Raw genomic sequence first — 22,592 nt, forward strand, 5'->3', positions numbered from 1 at the left:
CGTTAGTCTAAGTCTAATTCTATTTTGCTACTACCATCGCAGAAATGACTGACGAATTTAAAAAATCAACCGCTAACTTAAAGAAAGCGGTGCCACTAATGATCAAAAATCATGTTGCTGCAACGCCAGCCAACTACGCGCTTTGGTATACCTATGTCGACAAAACCATTCCGGCACTTAACTTTGAGTTGGATACGATTTTGGAAAACTACGGTATTTGCCCACCCGCCACCAATAAGCAACTATATAACAGCTATGTGGCCGGAAAAGCAGAAACCAATCTGGAAGATCTTCGTACTAGTGTAGAAGTTTTGCTAAACCAAGTATCCCGCTCGATGAACGATACACTTTTAGATACCTCCACTTTTTCCGACATGGTGGACAAAAGCTTCAATAAGCTCGAAAAAGTCGAAGACAGCAGCTTAAGTATTGAAGAGGTCATGATCGTGATACGTCAGCTGGTGGCCGAATCACACGAAATTCGTCATTCAACTAAGTTTCTGAATAACCAACTGACTAACGCCAGTGAAGAGATTTCTCGCCTCAAAAACCAACTAGCGGATGTGCAAAAAGACGCTTTATTCGATGGTTTAACCAACCTTTACAATCGTCGCGCATTTGACAGTGACTTAGCTTCGTTGGTTGAAGCAAACCAAGCGATGACATTAGTGATGCTCGATATCGACCATTTCAAATTACTTAACGACGATTATGGTCACCTTTTCGGAGATACGGTGCTAAAAGCCATCGCTCGCAGGCTACTGCAAAGTTGTCGGGATGGGATATGTGCGTATCGCTTTGGCGGTGAAGAATTCGCATTAATTGTGCCCAATAAGTCACTGCGGATTGCTCGCCAATATGCGGACACACAGCGTCGGATGATAGAAAAGCTACGCATCAGAGATAAACGTTCTGGCACTCAAGTTTACAACATTACTGCGTCTTTTGGTGTGGCGGAATTTGAAGTGGGTGACACACCAGAATCACTGGTGAATAAAGCAGATAAACAACTCTACGAAGCTAAGCAACTCGGTCGAAACCGCGTCATGCCTATTTAACTAAGCCTAAATCCATTTGGCTGCGCATTTTATTTTTCAGAAGCCAAATAACGAAACCCCGTATCTATACGAGGTTGCGTATTAATCGGCGAGTTTTAATCAACGCTATAGCAGTAGCTTAACACGTAGTCATCCCCATTTTTTGCTGTGTATTCTTTGTCTTCACTACACGCCATTGGTTTGCCTTTTTTGTCACCTTTCACGAGGCTGATCCAGTGGCGCATTGCGGTCGGTGCGTTCCCTGTCAGTTCCGGACTAAACGTAGTGCGCGTTTCTAATTGAATGTCATCTATATCCATCAACTCCACACATCCCGTGCCTTTGTGACAACCAAACATCACTTCTACATGGTTACCTGACTCATCCTTGAACAAAACTGACTTAGGATCTTCTTTTTCACTTGTATACGCGACAAAATGTTTTGGGCTTTGCAGGCCGCTGTGCGTGCCGTCTTTGAAGTAGGCCAACACATGGCGGTAATCGATGACGTAACTTGACACATCTTGGTGCGACCCGTTCTCCAATGGGAACATGCGGTCTAGCAGTTGCTTCGCTTTAATTTGCTTCTCACTTTGCTGCTCAGCATTTACCGCTTCGACGGCAAATACAGCTTCAGCGATAAATGGGCGTTGTTGTTGTATCTCTTTTTTATCGAAATTCAGCATATTCATCGTCATATCCTCGCACTTAAAAAACTCGTCCTAGAGTAAAAACTTAATTCCTTTGTTTAAGTTTCAGGCAATTCTGTGAAGTTGATGGTTAATTTCCTTGCCTGCTCAGTATGTAGAATAGCGAAAAATTGACTACAATTTCACAACAAAAATTTTACAATGTGAATTTTACAAAATGTCTGTGTCAAAAAGCCTTATTCGTCAGTCACACTTTCTTGGTACGAAAATAAGAAACCTAAGAAAGAACAACCATTTAACTATGGAGGATTTATCTACACGTTGTGTAAGGATAAATCCTGAGTACGCGCCTTCGGTTTCCTACCTTTCTATGATTGAACGTGGAAAACGCGTTCCAAGCATCGATATGCTCGAAGTGATCGCGGAAGTTTTTCAAAAAAATCCCGCTTGGTTTTTAGATGATGAACCCGAATTAGACGCGATAACGCCCAACAAAGGCAATCGCGGTGGGATCAATGGAATGGCGCTGGAGCCTAGTTTTTTGTTTTCTAATGATATTCTCCAAATCGCGATCCCAGAAATGCTGTCTCAAACTGGTATTACGGGACGTCAATTTGCACATTTGTTGATTCGCGCTCATCAGGAAAACCACCAAAATCACTTTCCCGATTTAGAACGAGCCGCAGAAGAAGTCGGTTTAAAGCGTTTGAATTTGTCGGTAGAAGATCTGATCGATATTGCTAAAAGCCTGGGATTGGGTATTCGTTGGATAGACCGCGCTCCACAGGACGTGATTGACGAACTAGGCGTTAACGCTAAGCAGCTGATCACTTCGTTTATGGAACCTCCGGGAACCATATACTTAAACAAACGAATGCGCGATTACCCAACAAGACTGAAGTACGATTTAGCGGTGTATATTGGTCATCGTGTACTACACAGCAGCGATGCAATGAATAATGTTCTGTCTGTTGGCCATCAACATAACTGGGAACAAATGGACAATTCGGTTTCTAACTCAGAATTAAACTCACAAGATATCTTGCAAGCATGGCGTGATTTTGAGTCCAGCTTCTTTGCGGGCGCATTACTGTGTCCAAAGGTGCCATTCCGCCAACTTTTAGACCGTTCAGGATACGAGATAGACGTCCACAAAAAAGCCGGGGTTTCACCCTCTGTCGCGATGCGTCGTATGACGGTGGTATCACCTTATCCGCACTGGCACTACTTTGATGCTTATGGACCGGGGAAACTGAAGGCAGTCTATCGTGGCAACGGTATCCCACTTCCTTGGGGCAACATGCGGAAGGTTAACGACCCTTGCCAGCATTGGGCTGTATTTCGACGCTTAGCAGAGCCTCTCGACACCAGCTCTGCGCAAATTTCAATTTTGAATGTGGGCGATGAACCTCGTATTTACTGTTGTGAGTCGGTCAATGTGTTTGATCCTGCCGGAAACAATCGCGTGCTATGTGCAGGGATTGATTTGAACCCGGCCATCTCTGCTCAAGGTGGCGACGCGGTTTCTATCGCGGAAGAGCTCAAATCCCTGTGCGTCGCCTCCGGCGGAAGTAGTGTCATCCCAACACACATCAAAAAAGATTTAACGGTTATCGCTAAAATATTAAATATCAACTGGATAGAACGAGGTATTCAAAGCCAAGCAAGACTCATTTGTTCAAGAGGCGCCGTCTGCCCGAGACAGCCAAGTTGTTATAGTCAGTGCGGTGATGCCGATGAGACGCCAGATGAAGTAAAAATTATTGGTCTCTAAAAAGAAAAAACGCCAATCACAATGATCGTGATTGGCGGTATATAATTGTGAACAATGTGTATTCACTAACAACGTCAGTTGGCTAGGTGACCCTCGGCTTAATAAGGGTCAATATTAGTAAAGCACAATGCGTGCCAACTTTTAAAAGGCTATTTTCACTCGATCTTGATGCATATCGATGCTTTATCGACCAACAATTTCGCAAAATGCTTTTGCAAAATGCAATTTTGCGCAAATATGCTATGTGTCACATTGCTACTAATTAATTTCTCAAGAAAGAGCGTCTTTCTCTTTTTCTCTACAACTTAACGCATTAGTACTCACTCGCGTGTCAATGGCTGCGAAAAAGCTTACATAACAACGATGAACGTTCAGGATGAAAAAAGGCTTACATTGATGTAATCCTCTCTTTGAAAGACTGCTTTTATCCCCTAAATAAGGTCTTATTCGCCACCGTGTTTTTGTTGGTACATTCTCTCATCAGCTATTTTCATCATCTGTTCTGGAGACAACATCTCTGGATCAAATAGCGCGTATCCAATACTGCTGCGCAAATAAATGAGGGTTTCATCATAAATCACTGGCGTCGAACACAACGCCAACCTGATCTTCTGCAATAAGAATTGAACATTGTCTTTCGTTCCTGGATTATGGACCATCACCAAAAACTCATCCCCCCCCATCCGAGCAACAATATCAGACTTACGCAACGTGCTTTGAATCCTTTCTGCTGTTGCAATCAAAACCTTATCGCCAGCATCATGACCGTAGGTATCGTTAATGTATTTAAACCTATCGAGGTCAATATTGATTAGCGCAAAACTGTAACGCTTTTTATAACGTTTCGCGATTTCGAATTGCAGTTTGTAGTATTTCATAAAATAGCGACGGTTCGGTAGCTGCGTCAGTTCATCGTGTAGTGCACGATCATCGGCAATACTATATAAGCGGTAGATGACGATAAGTGCCATGCTCAATATAAACACCACGGGATAACCGATTGTTCTTGCCAAATAAAGCTGATGCCAAGGTGCTTGAGTACCTAACTCAGTATCAGAAGAAACCGTCATCAACCACCCTCCATAAGGAAGTTGGACGATGGCTTTTGCGTAGGTAGCTTCAGCTTGATGTTTTGTTCCAAAGAAAATGTCGCCAAATGTACCATGGCTATCATAACTACGAATCATTAATGGGTAGCGATAAGCGAAGTCCATAACACCGGTTTCTCGCATCAGCGCATCAAAGTCTATAACCGCATTAATGACTCCCCAATAATCGTTATTCAAAGGGGGGTCAAGGAAAACAGGCACATGTGCAATCAGCCCCGAGCCACCTTGGACCAAAGTGATAGGCCCAGCAATTAAAATGCCTTGTATCTCTTTGGCTTTTTGCACCTGTCCCCACTGCTGTGGCACAGTGCGGTAGTCTAGTCCTTTTACCCGTTCATTTCCCTCAAACGGAAAGACATAATTGACGACATCATTTTCTGCAATACCAATAACCGTAATATGTTCGCTTTCTCCTAAAATACGATTAGCGGCAATCGTCAGCTCACTTTCTTGACTGTCCGGCAGCAAGGCGACTAATGTGGCTAGCGTGCTTATTTTATACATATCTGCCATAAGTGCCGCTTCCAAATTGGCACGAAGGGTAAAGAGCAGTTCTTTCGCCTCAACTTGAGTTCGCTCTTGGTAAAGCGCCTGTTGGTTTCGATGAAGCAGTTCAATAACCCCAACACACAAAGCGAAAAAAGTAAGAAAAAGCAATGCAAAATAGTATTTTTTTCTGGGTGGATAATGCATATATTCTCCACTGCTCGTATAACATTACGAAAATTTTTACATGTTGTTAAAATTCTTATTATAAGAATAACCAATCATTATAAAAAAGTAATAATAAATGCTGATTTTTAGACATTAAATAGAGGGATGATGAAACAACAAGGCGACTTATTTACAGGCACTCAATGGCAGGAAATTAACAGAGGTAAACTCTACTACGACCCTAATTTTCTTAGTCACTTAGAAGCCAACCAGTACTTTGAACAGCTTCGAGAAACACTCCCTTGGCAGCAAGAGCGCATCACTATGTTCGGGAGGTCAGTTCTTCAACCACGCTTACAAGCGTGGCACGGTGACGCCACTTATACTTATTCCGGCCTGACAATGCAGCCTCATCCTTGGACGCCAGAGTTATACCAACTTAAAGCGCGCTGTGAATCTATTGCAGACGCCCACTTTAATTCAGTACTCGCGAATTTATATCGGAACGGACAAGACTCAATGGGCTGGCATCAAGATAATGAGCCAGAACTTGGGCGAAACCCGGTGATCGCCTCTTTGAACTTAGGCGATACACGTCGATTTCTACTGAGAGATTTACATTGTAAAACCGAGATAGAGTTCGAGCTTTCTCACGGTTCGTTATTAATTATGGCAGGAGAACTCCAACACCATTGGAAACACAGCGTACCTAAGACGGCAAAACAGAAAAACGAGCGTATCAATTTGACTTTCAGGCAAATTAATACGCTCGATTAATCTCAAATTCTTCGCTCAACGAGCCTGCGTTCGTTTGTGCATACGAGTCAAACTTATTCGCTTAACAAAAAGTCTCGACATACAAGGCTTCCACCTTGTCTCTCGCCCACTGGGTCTTACGCAAAAACTTAAGCGACGACTTGATGGACGGATCTTTCTTAAAGCAGTTGACTCGAATGCGTTCATACAGACCATTCCAACCAAAGTGCTCGACTAGACGGGTGACGATTTTTTCTAAACTCAACCCATGCAGTGGGTTATTAGGCTGTTCGTTGTTCATGATGTTAATCCGATAATGGTACCAAATTGCGGGCTAATCTAACTCAAACCGATGCAGCCGCCTAATCTTTTTGAAGAGCATTAGATCTCGGTGAATACCGTTTCTGCGTCCCAGCGAGATTTTGGTGTTTTCGCATTAAAGTCATCTTCTGCGTGGTAACCCAACGGTACGACCACAACACTGGTGTAACCCTTTTCGCGCAAACCAAACTCTTCATCAAGAACCTTAGGGTCAAACCCCTCAATCGGCACAGCGTCGAACCCTAATGCTGAAGCACCCAGCAACACCGTGCCCACATTGAGATAAACCTGTTTCTCCATCCAGTGATTGGCATCTTTTAAGTCAAAGCGGTGCAGATTGACGAAGTAGCGACGGCCACCGCGTACGGCTGCTTTTGCGTCTTCTGTTGGGAACCGACCATCTTGCTCTTCTTGAGCCAATAGTGCTTCCATATAATCGTTGTCGATACCAGTTTTTGCGCAGAACACTAAAACGTGTGAAGCATTAAGAATTTTCGCAGCGTTGAAAGCGTAGTTCGCTTGTGCCGCTTTCGCGATACGTTGCTTTCCTTCTTCTGTACTTGCCAGAATGCAATGCCAAGGTTGGGAGTTGACACTCGATGGACTAAAACGAATCAGCTCTTTGACAGCATCGATTTTTTCTTGTGGCAGCTTGCGGGTTGGGTCAAACACTTTCGTTGAGTAACGAGATTTTGCAGCTTGTACGATATCCATGAGGTTCTCCAGTTAATGAGTTTAAGCTAATTAACAGGATAACCTCATAAGACAAATGGAAAAACCGATTTCAGTTAAAAAACGACGTCACCCATAACACCAGACTATCCCAAATCTGGCCAAACCAAGCGCCTTCCTCAACCACTTGGTTACTAACCAGTGGGTAACTGGCTACGGTATTGCCGTCGTCTTTCCATAATACTTTACCAATCTCATCACCTTGCGCGATGGGCGCGAACAGCGGCTCATTCAAAACCACGCTCTTGTCGAGCCTTGCTGTCATTGCACGAGGTAGTGTTAAGTAGACATCGCTGGCAAATATCGCTTCGACCTCTTTGGTATCACCTTTCCAAACACGGACTTTTGACTCTACCTGTCCCTGTTTTGCCACCAGTTTGGTATCGTAAAAACGAAAACCATAACTCAATAAGTTCTTCGACTGGCTTGCACGTGACTGCTTACTTGGCGTTCCCATCACAACAGAGATCAAGCGCATCTTGCCTTCTTTCGCTGAACTCACCAAACTGTATCCGGCATTGCTGGTATAGCCAGTTTTTCCGCCATCCACATCGATTGAGTTATCCCACAGCAGCTTGTTGCGGTTATATTGAGTAATGTCGTTCCACTTGAACACTTTTTCACTGTAAAGCGCGTAAACGTCCGGTACATCGTTGATGATCGCTTGCATGAGCTTCGCCATGTCGTTCGGTGAGGTTTGAATACCTTCACTATCTAAACCGTGTGAGTTGACAAAGTATGTGTCTTGCAGTCCAAGCTTTTCTGCCCAGCCGTTCATCAACGCAACAAAGCCACGCTCACTCCCCGCGATGTGCTCAGCAAGGGCAACACACGCATCGTTACCGGATTGAATGATCACTCCGCGCATTAAATTCGCGACGTTGATTTCATCTTTCGGTTTGATAAACATTTTGGAAGAACCGGGGAACTTCGCTGACCACGCATTTTCACTAATGGTTACAATATCCTCCCAAGTTAGTCGACCTGCTTTGATTTCTTGCCCTACCACATAGGCTGTCATCAACTTAGTCAAACTCGCCGGAGCTAATGCTGCTCGTCCGTTCTGTTCTGCGATAATAGCACCAGACTGAAAGTCCATCAGCACATAGCCCTGTGCATTTAATTGAGGTGGGTTCGGCGTAACGACAGCAAAGGTGGGCACGCTTACGAGACAAGTTACGATTATCCATCGAGCCAGTGACACTTCCATCTAACTTCCTCCATGATTGGCACTGCACTTTTTAACAACTCTATTGAGCATAGCGCACTCAATCAGTTGCACCAGTCGCTAATCGTTTCATTTTCTTGAACTTACGTAGAGTCTACGCGAATGTCATCACCATAAAATGGGGCATAAATAACATTGGTTATAACCCTCAACAGCAGTAAAGTAACGGGTTAAAGGTCCCCAATAAGGAAATAAAGATAATAATGAACGCTCAATCATTTATCGATGCTGGATTGCACTACACCCCGCATACGTTTACCGTCCCTCTGGATCACCAAAACCCCCACAAAGGCAGCATTGAAGTTTTTGCTCGCGCCATTTGCTTAGTCGGTGATGAAAAGTCAGAAAAGCCTTGGCTCGTCTACTTTCAAGGTGGGCCTGGCTTTCCTGCACCACGCCAAAACGGCCATAACGGCTGGGTAAAGCGTGCGCTACAAGATCACCGAGTTCTGCTACTCGATCAACGCGGCACAGGCAACAGCTCGGCGATTAATCATCAAACGTTAGCACATTTAACACCACACCAGCAGGCCGAATATTTGAGCCACTTTAGAGCGTATAATATCGTTCGTGATGCCGAATTTATCCGTCAGCAGTTTGGGGTCGAAAAGTGGGCAATTTTAGGTCAGAGTTTTGGTGGTTTTTGTTCACTCACCTATTTATCCATGTTCCCTGACCGTTTGCTACAAAGCTATATTACGGGCGGCGTGCCATCTGTCTCGCGTCATCCTGACGATGTGTATCAGGCAACGTTTAAACGTACAATGGAGAAGAACCAAGCATTCTTTAAGCAATTTCCGAAAGCTCAACAGCTTTGCCAAAGCATCGCTGATCACTTGTTGGAAAATGAAGAATCTCTACCAAACGGTCAGCGCTTCACGGTAGAACAGTTCCAACAAATTGGGATTAATTTTGGCGTCAGTGACTCTTTCCTCCCAACGTATTACTGGCTCGAAAGCGCACTTATCGAAGTAAATGGCAAACCTCAATTGCGTTATGACTTCCTCAACGACATGTTGACGCAGCAAAGCGTCCAAACCAACCCAATTTACGCCATTTTGCATGAGTCGATTTATTGCCAGAGCTTTGCCTCCAACTGGAGTGCACATCGTATTCGTCAAGCACACCCTGAATTTAACTATAAACCAGGCAAGCCGTTCTACTTTACAGGCGAAATGGTCTTCCCGTGGATGTTCGAGCAATACCTCAACCTTAAACCACTAAAGGAAGCGGCAGAAATTCTGGCAAGAAAAGAAGACTGGCCTGCGTTGTACGACCAATCGCAATTGGCACAGAATAAAGTGCCCGTGAGCTGCGCCGTTTACGCGGACGACATGTTTGTGGAAATGGACATTAGTCGAGAAACATTAACCCTTATGCCAAATTCAACAGCGTGGATCACCAACGAGTACGAACATAATGGTTTACGGGTTGATGGTGAGCGAGTCCTCGATAAGCTCATCACGATGGGCAAGCAAACCGCAGCAACATTAAAATAGCGTTCACCCCTTTGTAATAAAAATGCCTCTTTATGATGAATGGGAGGTTTTTTTATTCGCTCGAATACCGCGTACTCACTCAGGAAGCATGTCTTTTTTCATCGGTTTTTGGTTAAAATTTGAAGACATACCATTATCGCGACCGATACTATCTGTTGCCTTGAGTACGCAAGGCGGGAACTCACGATAATATCCGCAAAATTTGTCGGTATTTCCGACTAGTCTAGTCAGGTATACTCCGAGCCGCTAAAATTTCAAGGTCATCGACCACCTGTTTTAATAAAGGAAATCTCATGAGTCAGTATGTAGTTTGTGCGCTGTACAAGTTTGTAGAGCTGAACAACTATCAAGAACTACGCGAGCCATTACTTGCATTGATGGAAGAGCATCATATTCGTGGCACTTTACTTCTGGCCAGCGAAGGCATTAACGGCACTGTCGCGTCTGACCGTGCGGGTATCGATATCTTAATAGGATGGTTAAATGCAGAACCTCGCCTAGCAGGCACGGTTTATAAAGAGTCATTAGCGGAAACTCAGCCATTTAACCGTACCAAAGTAAAACTCAAGAAAGAGATCGTCACCTTAGGCGTCGAAGGCATCGATCCTCGCCACGTTGTTGGCACTTATGTGAAGCCGAAAGACTGGAACGATCTAATTGCCGATCCTGAAGTGTTTGTTGTGGATACTCGTAATGATTACGAAATAGAAATCGGCACATTCAAACGCGCGGTAAATCCAAATACTGAAACATTCCGCGAGTTCCCAGACTACGTCAAAGAAAACATGGATCCGGCAAAACACAAAAAAGTGGCGATGTTCTGCACTGGCGGCATCCGCTGCGAAAAGTCAACCGCTTACATGAAAGAGCAAGGTTTTGACGAAGTGTATCACTTAGAGGGCGGTATCCTTAAATATCTTGAGGAAGTGCCACAAGAAGAAAGCTTATGGAAAGGTGATTGCTACGTCTTTGATGGCCGTGTTGCGGTCAACCACCAGCTTGAAAAAGCAGACTATGACTTGTGTAACGCTTGCCGGTTGCCAATCACAGAAGCAGATAAGCAGTCTGAACTTTACGAACAAGGCGTCAGCTGCCCGAAATGCCATGGAACCCATTCTGAAGAACAAATCACTCGTTTCCGTGAGCGCGAAAAGCAAATTGCTTTAGCAGAGCAGCGAGGCGAGCAGCACGTCGGTGGTGAAAGCGCGAAGCAGCGTGAATCACGACGTATCGCCAAACTGGCACAAAAAGCCGCGCAGCGTCAACAAGACTAAGCCCAATGTCACTTCAAGGCGAGCTGCGCAGGTCGCTCGCCTCTCCTCCAGTCTTTGCTCAATGTCGTTGAGTATCTCGCAGCAATACCCGAATAAAAACTCGAACGCGATGACCGTTCTTTCCGGAGATGCTTGAGAGCACTTCCGATCCCATTCCATCTCAATATTGAATAAGCCTAATATTTCCTCATCGGAAGTTGGGCTCAACGGTACATTGACACGCCACCAACAAACCAAATGGTAAAGTTACGCACACAACCACTAAAAAAAACCAACCCCGTTGATCATCTTTCACTTACAACGCGTATAACCCAAGACATTTTACAGGGATCAAGCCGTACCCATAACACTCAAAGGGAACACATTATGTTGAAACGAATCTTGATTATCACTGCCACTTTAGCTGCAACCTTATCTTTCCTGCTTCCAGTTAAAGCGTACGAGAATGGAATGATGAAAGCTGATATTGTTGATGTCGCCGTAGAAAATGGCTCATTCAATACGCTCGTCGCTGCCGTCAAAGCGGCTGATTTGGTTGAAACACTCAAAGGTGAAGGTCCCTTTACCCTCTTTGCTCCTACAGATGATGCCTTCGCGAAGCTCCCTGAAGGGACTTTAGAGATGCTCCTACTGCCTGAAAATAAAGACAAGTTGGTGTCTATTTTGACCTATCACGTGGTACCCGGAAAAGTCATGGCAGCGGACGTTGTCAAACTTAACAAAGCAACCACAGTGCAAGGGCAAGATGTGATGATCAAAACCATGGGTGAAAACGTGATGGTTAACAATGCCACGGTAACGGCAACCGATGTAAAAGCTAAAAATGGTGTGATTCATGTGATTGATGAAGTGATGATGCCAAAATAATACAAGCGACAATCAAGGCGGCGAAAGCCGCCCTTTTTAAGTTTAAGGATTTTATGGCTATGGAAAACGTCACCCTTTCAAAGCGCGATATCCAAGCGATGGAACAGCGACACCGGACTCGGCTTATTAATTCTTTGGCGGGGTATAAAAGCGCCAATCTTATCGGGACGCGTGACCAACAAGGGCAAGAGAATCTCTCAGTAGTGAGCTCCGTGGTTCACTTAGGCTCTAACCCACCTCTATTCGGCTTTATTGTCCGTCCACGCAAGAGTCGTAGACACACGCTAGATAACATCCTCGAAACCAAACATTTCACCATCAATGCCATAAGTGCAGACTTTGTGCAACAAGCACATCAAACTTCAGCGCGCTATCCAAAACAGATTTCTGAATTTGACTCAGTAGGCCTCACACCTTATTACGACAATATCTTTCCCGCTCCCTTTGTACTCGAAAGTACCTTGAAAATGGGATTAGTTTTGACAGAACACATCAAAATAGAAAGCAACCAGACTGAAATGATCATCGGTGAAGTTCTGACGGTGCACGCGCCTGAACGCGCTATCATGCCAGATGGCTACCTTGATTTAGAAGTTTTGGATTTAGTTACCATTTCCGGACTCGATAGTTATCATCAAACGCAACGATTGTATCGCTTGAGTTACGCAAAACCGAATACGCGCCTATTCCCCTTAACTCATCAGGGAGAGCCATCAACATGGGTTGATTTTGAAGTCGTACAGAATTAATTCACTTCATCAACCGCCAAGTGATTAAATGCACAAGTGAGCATTTTCTGGCTCTAAGCTATGCCTCTCCGTAAGACTGGCAAGATGTGCTCGCCCTGCAATCAACCCCATCTCATAACCTTCAAGTAACACAGGCATTCTCATGGTTAAGCGCTGTACGTGGAAGTTTTCCGGAGGCGCAATCACCCGGATGTGCGTTTCTGGTGGTGGGTTACGAATAAACTCTAACGACTCATTATAGTTATCAGCACGTTGTAGCATTGCTTCTGCCATTTTTGGGTGTTCTGCAAATAGCTTCTTCATCAACCATGTGGTCTTAACTGGCTTTTTAGCATAACTCAGCGGTTGTGAAAGTACGACGGTGATGTCACGAGCGCCTCGACGATAGGCTTCACGAACCGGAATAGAGTCGGCAACACCACCATCGGTATAGCAACCACCAGAGAAACAAGGAGTACGTTTATACGCTATCGGTAACGCGGTTGTCGCTTCAATCGCATGGTGGAAATTATCACGCGTAACCCGATAATAATCCGCCTTCCCTGTCTCTACATTCGTCGTAGTGGCAAAAAAGGGAATACCATCAAACAGTTTGTTTTCATCAACCGGATACAAACGATTAGACTCTTCAAACAGCCACTTTACGTCAATCAAATCGCCTCCTTTGACGAAGCGCGCTGGGTCAAAAAAGCGTTTACTGGTAGCAAGTTTGGTGATGATATTGATGCTGCGATGTGGGTAGTCGGTCAGATAACCAATTAAATTAGAGGCACCAGCCGATACGCCAATAGCAAAATCAAACGGTTTATAGCTCTGCTCTAAAAACGCATCTAAAACCCCACTGGCGAAGACACCTCGCATCGCGCCACCTTCCACTACAATTGCTTTTGTTGCCATACTCCCCTCCCCCCATTATCAGTGCAAAAAAGAATAATGAAATTCGTGCAATCACAACAATGGATTATTCTTATTATTTGAATAGGTAACGTCTATTTATTTCTGATTTCTCAAATGCAAACTAACGCTCACGACGTTCAAGCAATGAGACTACATAAGTGTGCATTTTTAGAAAGTGAAATTTAAGCGAAAACGGTTTTGTAGGCTTCGCCCGCGCCATCAATGAACATTTGCGTACCAATCACCGCTAAGATCAATCCCATCATTTTTGTCACAACGTTCAAAGCACTTGGTCCAATCGCTTTGACCAGTTTGTCTCCAAACAAAAACAGTATATAGGTAATAACGCAGAGCACTGCAAATGAAACAATGGTTATAATGGTTGGATAAAACCCGCCCGTTGTCGCGAAGTTCATCGCTGTCGCTATCGTCCCAGGGCCTGCTAATATTGGCATCGCAAGTGGCGAGACCGCAATACTCAATGCCGCTTTCTGCTGAGCGGGAGAATAAGCCTTCTCTTTGGTTTTTTGGTGAGTCGAGTCTCCTTGAAGCATATTAAAGCCGATCAGAAACACCAAAATACCACCCGTTATTCGCAAGGCATACAAAGTGATGCCGAATAAGTCAAAAATTAATTTGCCAGCGATTGCAAAGACCGCAACGATGATGAAGGCAATAAAGACAGATCGAAGCGCAATAGAACGCACCGTTTCTCTATCCTCATCGGCAGTTAAACTCAAAAAGATAGGAATATTCGCTATTGGGTTCATGATAGCAAAAAAACCCATAAACACCGTAACGGTATGGAGGATAAGTTCTTTCATATTTAATACTGCTGTAAATGATTGATTCTAAAAATAGTATATACCTCTCAACGGGAATCAACGCGACTTCTTCTGTCTCTTATTCAAACTTATGCTCTCAAGCACAGTTTTTCTTGTGAGATAGTTTACCCACCCGTTAAATATCGCTAAAGTAAGTTCCAGCCTTCAAAACATAACAAGGGATGTTAAGTCATCATGAACAGTACGATTCAAACGATGCTCAACCACCGTTCTATTCGACAATTTACCTCTCAATCTATCGACAAAACACAACTGGAAACCATTATTCAAGCTGGTCTTGTTGCGTCATCGTCAAGTATGCTGCAAGTCGTCTCAATTATCCGGGTCACCGATAAAGAAAAACGAACACGATTAGCCCAATATGCAGGCAATCAGGGCTACGTTGAAAGTGCCGCCGAATTTCTAGTGTTCTGCATTGATTATCAACGCCACACCACCATAAACCCTGATGTTCAAGCGGATTTCACAGAGTTAACTCTGATTGGTGCGGTAGACGCCGGTATCATGGCACAAAACTGTTTGCTGGCTGCAGAATCAATGGGGTTAGGTGGAGTGTACATCGGCGGGTTAAGAAACCGTGCTCAAGAAGTGGACGAGTTATTAGGCTTGCCTAAAAATACCGCTATCTTATTTGGCATGTGTCTTGGTCACCCTGACCAAAGTCCTGAAGTAAAACCACGCTTACCTGCACATACAGTCGTACATGATAATCAATATCAGGCCCTAAATTTGGATGATATTCAAAATTACGACCAAACGATGCACCGCTACTATGCACACCGTTCGAGTAATCAAAAACAAAGTACATGGTCGCAGGAGGTGACAACTAAGCTTTCTGGCGAATCTCGGCCGCACATTCTGCCGTACTTAAATAGTAAAGGCTTAGCAAAAAGATAAATCTCTCATAAACGCAGAATCAACAGGCCTCTGAAGCTAATACCGCTCGGCTAAAAGCAAATTGCTCAGTTGAACACGGCATACATCGTTCGAAATCCGAGTGTTTAAACACTCGGATTTCTTTATAAACATTTCAACAACTCTCGATATCGTCAGTGACTAGAACTCTCGTCAAATCAATACTCTGTCAGACTGACTTATACTAAAGTATCTACCCTAACCAATGATAACCGAGCCGATGTCAAAGCAGTATCCGGATAAGCCCGCTCCGCTTAAGTGAACAGTATTACTTAATAGGAGCGTGATTAATGGTGCTTAATGGTAGATTGATATCAAATAACTGACTACGAACCTCTTCTATCCCCATGCTCTTTAATCTTGCTGTGTGCATGTCCAAATAGGCTTGCGCTGTTGTTTCATCTTCAAAAAGATAGATGCCTCCAGCTAATTGATCTTTTTCATTCTCTGTCCAAAACTTCCAAATCATTCCCGGCTCTTGGTTAATAGATTGAGCAAGCTCAGCCAACGCATTCGACATTTCTTCCCCAAATGGGCCATGAAATTTAAAATCTACTTGCAATAACTTAGCCATCTTGAATCTCCTCTTGTTCATTGACTCGCTTTTGATGAGCGATTATTACCTTTATAAAACTGACAATAAAGTTCATAATATTGCCATTATTTGTCTAAAATACTGATACATGAGACTTAAAACGACCTTAGAGCAGTGGCAAACATTACGAGCGATTGAGCAGGAAGGCAGCATTCAATCGGCGGCAATTTTGCTCAATAAAAGCCATACCACGCTGATCTATTCTGTGAGAAAGCTAGAAGACCAACTGGGCATTCAGTTGATTGAAGTAAAAGGCCGGAAGGCGGGTTTAACCGAACACGGCAAAACCATATTGCGCCGAGCTCAATCCATGCTTGAGCAAGCCCGTGAGTTGGAAATGATCAGCGAGCAGTTAAGTAGTGGAGTGGAATCTCAAATCACGGTCGCGATGGATCACTTATGCAACCCTAATTGGCTTTACACACCACTCAGCCAGTTTCTAAAACAAAACAGTACCACTTCGGTTCAAGTGGTTGAAACTTCATTGAGTAAGACTACCGAGATGGTTGTCAATGAGCGTGCCGATATTGCAATCATTAACCTACCAATCACCAACTATCCCGCCGAAGCCTTTGGGACAACGACGATGGTTCCCGTGATTGCCGGACATCATCCATTAGCTAAGCACGCACACCTCTCCATCGATGACTTTTCCACCACCAGCCAAATCGTCGTACGTGACTTGGGAGGCTCAGATGAGACGAAAAGAGACGTGGGTTGGCTGCGCGCTCGTCAACGAATTACGGTCGATAATTTCGATCACGCTTTTCGCGCCGTCGAACAAGGGGTGGGATTTTGTCGTCTACCACAACATTTACTCGCACATCGCCAAAACGACAACATCCAAGTACTGAAATTAGAATACTCTAATCAATATCAAGTAGCATTACATCTGACTTTGCCAAAAGGAGCAAAAACTGGGCCGGCGACTTTGGCGCTTTATCACACGTTATTAAAAAGTGCAGACACACGACTCTAGTTTGAACATCGTCAAGCCACACCCTATAGAAAGAGAACCAACTATTTAAAGATCGCATAAACTTTAACTAATTATGCAAAAATCGACGCTCTCACCAACGGTATGCACTCCATCTCTTATTCAGTTGCACTGTAATTAATTATATTCCATTAGTTGTATGTTCGATAAAAATGTTAAATTACAAACTTTTTAACCAAGCAATTGGTTAAAAATTAGTTAAAATCCCACTTTCTATAGTGACAGGGTTCACATCTATTAACCATTCAGAGGATTATTCTTTCGTATTTTTCCACTCCGCTGCTAATCTGCAGCCCGCCTTGAAGTGAGCTCAGGGTGCATAACTATAAGGAGTGTTCTCATGAATACCAAGAAACCGATGTCGCTTACCAGCCGTGTCATTTTGGGTATGGTAGCGGGTGTCTTAACAGGGTTTGCAATTCGCACACTTTTTGCCGACAACGGATTTGTCGACGCATACATTGTTAATGGATTATTTGAAGTTGGTGGCCAAATATTCGTAGCCAGCTTAAAAATGCTAGTCGTTCCCCTAGTATTTGTTTCACTGGTTTGTGGTACTAGCTCTCTAAAAGACCTTTCAACATTAGGTCGTATGGGTGGCAAAACCCTAGCTTTCTATATAACAACCACCGCCATCGCGATTACACTTGCGCTTACGATGGGGACGTTATTCCAGCCCGGCGCTGGCGCAGACCTAACGGCTGCAAGTTCATTCAAATCAGCAGAAGCGCCATCTTTGGGTCAAGTGATCATCGATATGTTCCCAACTAACCCAATCAGCGCTATGGCAGAAGGTAAAACACTGCAAGTTATCGTGTTTGCCGTATTATTCGGTATCGCAATCAGTGCTGCAGGAAAGCCGGGCGAACGTATTGCTGGATTCTTCTCTGATCTGAATGAAGTGATCATGAAACTAGTCGCGATCTTGATGAACCTAGCACCTTACGGTGTGTTCTTCTTAATGGCGAAACTATTTAGTGGTCTTGGCCTAGGCGCGATCGTAAATCTAGCGGAGTACTTCTTAGTCCTTGCTGGTACACTCGTTCTACATGGTCTTGTGACGTACAGCTTAATGTTAAAGGGCCTTACTGGTTTAAACCCAATTACGTTCCTACGTAAAATGGAAGATGCGATCATGTTTGCTTTTTCAACGGCATCATCCAACGCAACCATTCCAGTAACCATGGAAACCGCAAAACATCGTATGGGGGTTGAAAACCGCGTATCGTCGTTCACTGTGCCTCTTGGGGCAACCGTGAACATGGACGGCACAGCAATCATGCAAGGTGTGGCGACCGCGTTTATTGCTCAAGCATTCAACATCGACCTTACGATGGGCGATTACCTAATGGTTATCATGACAGCAACCTTAGCATCTATCGGTACTGCCGGTGTTCCTGGTGTTGGCTTAGTTATGCTAGCAATGGTACTAAACCAAGTAGGCCTACCGCTTGAAGGCATCGCACTTATTATGGGTGTTGACCGTCTTCTCGATATGATTCGTACCGCCGTCAACATTACTGGTGACAGTGCGGTAACGGTAATCATAGCGAAGTCAGAAGGCGCATTGGATGAAGCTCGCTTCAACGACCCACAGGCAGGCGCAACCGAGGAAGAAGTGCACCTGAAACGCGCTAACGTCTAAATCGCTACCCGATTAGATTACCCTGTCTCAAAAAGCCCCGATAAAGCGTCGGGGCTTTTTTGAGCAATAAGCTTAATTACTCCGCAACAGAACCTAACTTATCTCGAGCTTGAGCCTCATGTTCTTTGGTAATGGCACGACCTACTGCATTCCAGTTGATGTTAATTGATAGCTCACATACTGCTTAGTGCACTCTCGGCAACGTCTAGGACCAGTTTTATGCTTTGTAATGATTGAACTCTATTAACCTAAAAGTGACACTAAAACAGTGCAATATAGGTTAAGATTGTCCGGTCATATAAAATCGGCTTAACTTGCTATCAGTATTAGGAAAACCCGTTGTTACGATCACCGCCAAAACTAGCCAAATGGACACTCGCACTTGTGCTGTGGGTGACGATGGTTTGTTTAAGCCAAAATTCAGGTTTTTCTCAGACTTGTTCCACACCAAATCACACGGTTAGCCAACAGGAAGCCGGAAAACAGATATCTCCGCAATGTGATCTCTCTGAAAAGTTAGTCCAAGCGCATCAGAACCACTTCGATCACGTTATTGTTCCGTTATTGCTATTCACCGTATTCTTAACTTTAGCGATTAGCTCAAGGGCGCTCGCCTATCTCGATAATACAGAGCCAATACCTGAGAAATATCGGGTACACCTAAAACTGTGCGTGTTTAGAGAATAAGCCCGTCACAGTCGGATTGTAATATCCGACTAAGTTTGCATGAATCTGTTCGCTCATATCGATTCACTAACAGGAATCAATTCATACTTAAAGTTTTAGGAAATACTATGAAATTTACACGTGCACTTTTAACTGTCGCTCTTACTGTTGTGCCAATGTTCTCATTCGCTGCTGAAACAACATCGGCAAAAAAACTGGAAGAAATCAATCAGCTGCTTAAAGAAAACCCTCAGATCCTAGACGCACTACACCAAAACCTGCAGGAATACATTGCCTACCAACAATCGTTTGGTGACACCTTGGTAGAGGTTCACAACTATTTAAATGACGGTAAGCACTCTTCATTTGGGGCAGAGAATCCAGAATTAACCATTATTAACGTCACAGACTACAGCTGCCCATTTTGTAAGCGTTTAGAGGGGGAGTTGGTTAAGGTTGAAAAGAAATATCCACAGATAAAAGTACTAAACCTTTACGTGCCGTTCAAAGAAACGTACGAAAAAAATGGGTATAACTCGGCAAGTTACGCACTGAATGTTTGGCAAAATCAGCGCGAGAAGTATGACCAAGTTCATGATCTCTTGATTAAAAAACCTAGTGCACACGACGCCCTTTCTTTACAGAAAATCGCGAAGAAAACCAATACAGAAGCACTGCTTGTCGATGATAAAGACACCAAAGCGCTATTGGATAAAAACTACGAATACTTCACCCGATTAGGCTTGCGTGGCACCCCTGCTCTGATCATTAATGATCAAGTCATTCCAGGTTATGTACCCTTCGAAGAGCTTGAGAAAGTTCTTGACCAAGAATTAGCGAATTAACTCACCCAAGCCCTTCTCTGACGCATCAAGGAACGATAAGTCTTCAAGATAAATACTTGGTCAAAAAAAGCCCGATTTACAATGTAAAGCGGGCTTTTCCCTCATTAGTATTAACTATTTCATTAACTTGTAGAACACGGTCGAAAGTGGTGGTAAGCGAAGCTGAAGCGATTGAGGTAATGATTCACTTTCAACATCTTCTGTTTCTACACTCGCTAGTACTTCAAAGCCACTACCGTAATATTTGCCATCATCGGTGTTAAGCAGCAGCTCGTATTTGCCTTCGATCGGTACGCCTAAGCGAAAGTGCTCGTGAGGGACTGGGGTAAAGTTACTGATAACTAAAATGCGTTCACCATTTTGGCTAATACGTTCGTGAGCAAGGATACTTGCATCCGCTTCATCTTGCAGTCGCCACTCAAAACCTGCAGGTACACAATCTTGATCGTGCATTGCGGCTTCGTTACGGTACAGACCGTTTAAATCACGACTCAGCTTTTGGACCCCTTGATGACGCTCATAGTCTAGTAAGAACCATTGCAATTGATCATCGTGGTTCCACTCCGCTGTTTGACCAATTTCTGCGCCCATGAAGTTCAGCTTTTTACCCGGCTGACCATACATATAACCATAGTAAGCACGCAAGTTAGCCGTTTGCTGCCACTCATCACCTGGCATCTTATTATGGATAGATCCTTTACCATACACGACTTCATCGTGAGACAGAGGGAGTACGTAGTTCTCACTATGTGCATAAACAAGCGGGAACGTGATGGTATTATGATGGTACTTGCGGTGAACAGGGTCTTCTTGGATGTAAGCAAGACTATCATGCATCCAACCCATATTCCACTTAAAGCCAAAGCCTAAACCGCCCATAAAGGTAGGCGCGGATACACCGGGGAATGCTGTAGACTCCTCCGCAATCGTCATTGCGTTAGGGAAGTGCTTATACACTTCTTCGTTCATCCACTTCAGCGTTGCAATGGCATCATAATTTTCGTTACCACCATCAACGTTTGGTATCCATTGGTCATGACTACGCGAGTAATTGAGGTAAAGCATTGAAGCCACGGCATCCACGCGGATCCCATCGATATGAAATTGCTCAAACCAATACAAGGCATTCGACACAAGGAAGCGACGTACATGCTCACGGCCCAAATCATAAATATAGGAGTCCCAGTCTTGGTGCCAACCGCGACGCGGATCGGGATCGTGGAATAGTGGGGTTCCGTCAAAATTGGCAAGACCGTGATCATCCGATGGGAAGTGCGCAGGCACCCAATCGAGCACAACCCCAAGACCCGCTTGGTGACACGCATCAACGAAGAATTTAAAATCATCAGGAGAACCAAAGCGGCTAGTTGGAGCGAACAACCCCACGGGTTGATAACCCCAAGAGCCATAAAATGGATGCTCAGAAACCGGCATCAACTCAACATGGGTATACCCCATGTCCACTAAGTATGGAATCAACTGCTCTGCTAATTCACGATAGTTTAGAAAGTCTCCATTCTCGTTTCGCTTCCAAGACCCAGCATGCAATTCATAAAACGACAACGCTTCATCACGTTTCTGCGTTACTGGACGGTTTTGCCATTTAGCATCTTGCCATTGGTAACGTTTGTGGTCATACGCGATTGAGGCAAAGGAAGGGTATTGCTCTGAATAGAACCCCCAAGGGTCTTGTTTATGAGGAAGCCCTTCCCCATTTGGTCCTTTGAGCTCAAATTTATACTGTACGCCTTCTTCTAACCCTGGAATAAACAACCCCCAAACACCATAATCAAGGCGCTGCATCGGGTGACGGCGGCCGTCCCACTGGTTAAAACAACCAATTAAACTCACGGCAGAGGCATGGGGTGCATAAACAAGGAATCGAACCCCAGAGATATTCTCGCCACCACGTTCAAGCGTCACAAAATGTGCGCCCATGTAATGGTACATCTCTTTCGGCGTATGTAGGTGTTCATATTCTTGATAAATATTATGGTACTGGTATGGATCATCGATGATCTGTTCAACACCATTCCAGTCAATAGCCAAGCGGTAATGCGTCAGATGTAAATCGTGCTTTTCTTTCAAGATGAAGCCGCTATCACCATCACGCTCAAGCGTCATACGAGGCAGGCCATCAACCATTAGCTCAACCTTATCTGCACCAGGCATCCAAACACGTAACGCTCCTTCACCATCATCAATGAATGGACCCAGTGTTGCAAACGGGTCTGAGTAAGCCGCCTCAGCAAGTAGTTCGTATGCGCGTTCGTGTTTTTGATTGATTTTCTTTGTTTTGGTGGTTTTCAAATCTTTCTCCCTAGAACCAATATCCTTTTCAAGACCATCGGTCTTAATCAAACATTGTTTTTCCACAGCCAACGTTGTGCACTCACAACAGACGCCGCTTAAACGTTTTTCAAGCGAGTCAAAAAACAAAAATGCCCGCTATTGTTGCGGGCATAATAACGGTACTTCATCCTAACGGATTGTGCTTGTTTAATGAGTGACCTATACGGTATTTTCGTACCTCTGAA

The 22,592-nt window shown here is 44.2% G+C and carries 20 protein-coding genes; 11 read left to right on the forward strand and 9 right to left on the reverse strand.

Features of this window, described 5'->3' with window-relative positions; all coding sequences use genetic code 11:
- Positions 1-44: 44 nt before the first annotated feature.
- The gene (gene gefA, locus ATG66_RS05390; protein WP_098414322.1) at positions 45-1,058 is read left to right on the forward strand and encodes a diguanylate cyclase GefA; all 1,014 of its coding nucleotides are present in this window, start codon (positions 45-47) and stop codon (positions 1,056-1,058) included.
- Positions 1,059-1,153: 95 nt separating this feature from the next.
- Here the strand turns inward: gefA and ATG66_RS05395 are convergent, their stop codons facing one another.
- A complete protein-coding gene (locus ATG66_RS05395) occupies positions 1,154-1,729 on the reverse strand; it encodes a hypothetical protein (RefSeq protein WP_179885596.1) in 576 nt (191 codons plus the stop codon).
- A gap of 175 nt (positions 1,730-1,904) precedes the next feature.
- Between ATG66_RS05395 and ATG66_RS05400 the strand changes: the two genes are divergently transcribed.
- Positions 1,905-3,461 carry a DUF3612 domain-containing protein gene (locus ATG66_RS05400; protein WP_098414324.1) on the forward strand — a complete coding sequence of 519 codons (1,557 nt, stop codon included), beginning with the start codon at positions 1,905-1,907 and terminating at the stop codon, positions 3,459-3,461.
- A gap of 443 nt (positions 3,462-3,904) precedes the next feature.
- Here ATG66_RS05400 and ATG66_RS05405 read toward each other — a convergent pair whose 3' ends face one another.
- A complete protein-coding gene (locus ATG66_RS05405; RefSeq protein WP_098414325.1) occupies positions 3,905-5,263 on the reverse strand; it encodes a diguanylate cyclase in 1,359 nt (452 codons plus the stop codon).
- Between the two features lie 129 nt (positions 5,264-5,392).
- Here ATG66_RS05405 and ATG66_RS05410 point away from each other — a divergent pair, with 129 nt between their 5' ends.
- On the forward strand, positions 5,393-6,001 hold the full coding sequence (locus tag ATG66_RS05410) for an alpha-ketoglutarate-dependent dioxygenase AlkB family protein (RefSeq protein ID WP_098414326.1): 609 nt from the start codon (positions 5,393-5,395) through the stop codon (positions 5,999-6,001).
- 61 nt (positions 6,002-6,062) lie between these two features.
- On the opposite strand, the gene ATG66_RS05415 is transcribed toward ATG66_RS05410, so the two are convergent.
- The 3 genes from ATG66_RS05415 to ATG66_RS05425 all read right to left on the reverse strand — a co-directional run bounded on the left by ATG66_RS05415 (position 6,063) and on the right by ATG66_RS05425 (position 8,243).
- Entirely contained in the window at positions 6,063-6,281 is a 219-nt protein-coding gene (locus ATG66_RS05415; RefSeq protein WP_098414327.1) for a VF530 family DNA-binding protein, read from the reverse strand.
- Positions 6,282-6,361: 80 nt separating this feature from the next.
- Entirely contained in the window at positions 6,362-7,015 is a 654-nt protein-coding gene (nfsB, locus tag ATG66_RS05420) for an oxygen-insensitive NAD(P)H nitroreductase (protein ID WP_098414328.1), read from the reverse strand.
- A gap of 70 nt (positions 7,016-7,085) precedes the next feature.
- Positions 7,086-8,243, reverse strand: a complete 1,158-nt coding sequence (locus ATG66_RS05425; RefSeq protein ID WP_098414329.1) for a D-alanyl-D-alanine carboxypeptidase family protein — start codon at positions 8,241-8,243, stop codon at positions 7,086-7,088.
- Positions 8,244-8,464: 221 nt separating this feature from the next.
- Between ATG66_RS05425 and ATG66_RS05430 the strand changes: the two genes are divergently transcribed.
- The 4 genes from ATG66_RS05430 (at position 8,465) to ATG66_RS05445 (ending at position 12,650) form a co-directional block, all read left to right on the forward strand.
- On the forward strand, positions 8,465-9,760 hold the full coding sequence (locus tag ATG66_RS05430; protein ID WP_098414330.1) for an alpha/beta fold hydrolase: 1,296 nt from the start codon (positions 8,465-8,467) through the stop codon (positions 9,758-9,760).
- Positions 9,761-10,053: 293 nt separating this feature from the next.
- On the forward strand, positions 10,054-11,034 hold the full coding sequence (trhO, locus tag ATG66_RS05435) for an oxygen-dependent tRNA uridine(34) hydroxylase TrhO (protein WP_098414331.1): 981 nt from the start codon (positions 10,054-10,056) through the stop codon (positions 11,032-11,034).
- A gap of 366 nt (positions 11,035-11,400) precedes the next feature.
- Positions 11,401-11,901: a fasciclin domain-containing protein gene (locus ATG66_RS05440; protein ID WP_098414332.1), complete on the forward strand. Its 501-nt coding sequence runs from the start codon at positions 11,401-11,403 to the stop codon at positions 11,899-11,901.
- A gap of 59 nt (positions 11,902-11,960) precedes the next feature.
- Positions 11,961-12,650 (forward strand): flavin reductase family protein, encoded by a 690-nt coding sequence (locus tag ATG66_RS05445; RefSeq protein WP_098414333.1) that lies wholly within the window; start codon positions 11,961-11,963, stop codon positions 12,648-12,650.
- Positions 12,651-12,674: 24 nt separating this feature from the next.
- On the opposite strand, the gene ATG66_RS05450 is transcribed toward ATG66_RS05445, so the two are convergent.
- Positions 12,675-13,547, reverse strand: a complete 873-nt coding sequence (locus ATG66_RS05450; protein ID WP_098414334.1) for a patatin-like phospholipase family protein — start codon at positions 13,545-13,547, stop codon at positions 12,675-12,677.
- A gap of 182 nt (positions 13,548-13,729) precedes the next feature.
- The gene (locus ATG66_RS05455; protein WP_098414335.1) at positions 13,730-14,371 is read right to left on the reverse strand and encodes a MarC family protein; all 642 of its coding nucleotides are present in this window, start codon (positions 14,369-14,371) and stop codon (positions 13,730-13,732) included.
- Positions 14,372-14,566: 195 nt separating this feature from the next.
- On the opposite strand from ATG66_RS05455, the gene nfsA reads away from it, so the two are divergent.
- Positions 14,567-15,289, forward strand: coding sequence for an oxygen-insensitive NADPH nitroreductase (gene nfsA / locus ATG66_RS05460; RefSeq protein ID WP_098414336.1), 723 nt, complete (start codon positions 14,567-14,569; stop codon positions 15,287-15,289).
- A 286-nt stretch (positions 15,290-15,575) separates the two neighbouring features.
- Here nfsA and ATG66_RS05465 read toward each other — a convergent pair whose 3' ends face one another.
- The gene (locus tag ATG66_RS05465) at positions 15,576-15,881 is read right to left on the reverse strand and encodes a monooxygenase (protein ID WP_098414337.1); all 306 of its coding nucleotides are present in this window, start codon (positions 15,879-15,881) and stop codon (positions 15,576-15,578) included.
- Between the two features lie 109 nt (positions 15,882-15,990).
- Here ATG66_RS05465 and ATG66_RS05470 point away from each other — a divergent pair, with 109 nt between their 5' ends.
- From ATG66_RS05470 to ATG66_RS05485, 3 genes are all read left to right on the forward strand, one after another.
- A complete protein-coding gene (locus ATG66_RS05470; protein WP_098414338.1) occupies positions 15,991-16,881 on the forward strand; it encodes a LysR family transcriptional regulator in 891 nt (296 codons plus the stop codon).
- A gap of 358 nt (positions 16,882-17,239) precedes the next feature.
- Positions 17,240-18,544, forward strand: a complete 1,305-nt coding sequence (locus ATG66_RS05475; RefSeq protein ID WP_098414339.1) for a dicarboxylate/amino acid:cation symporter — start codon at positions 17,240-17,242, stop codon at positions 18,542-18,544.
- Positions 18,545-19,338: 794 nt separating this feature from the next.
- A complete protein-coding gene (locus ATG66_RS05485; protein ID WP_098414341.1) occupies positions 19,339-20,055 on the forward strand; it encodes a DsbA family protein in 717 nt (238 codons plus the stop codon).
- A gap of 114 nt (positions 20,056-20,169) precedes the next feature.
- Here ATG66_RS05485 and glgB read toward each other — a convergent pair whose 3' ends face one another.
- Positions 20,170-22,365 (reverse strand): 1,4-alpha-glucan branching protein GlgB, encoded by a 2,196-nt coding sequence (gene glgB, locus ATG66_RS05490; RefSeq protein ID WP_098414528.1) that lies wholly within the window; start codon positions 22,363-22,365, stop codon positions 20,170-20,172.
- Positions 22,366-22,592: the final 227 nt, after the last annotated feature.

The sequence above is a fragment of the Vibrio sp. ES.051 genome (assembly GCF_002563795.1).
Lineage (GTDB): Bacteria > Pseudomonadota > Gammaproteobacteria > Enterobacterales > Vibrionaceae > Vibrio.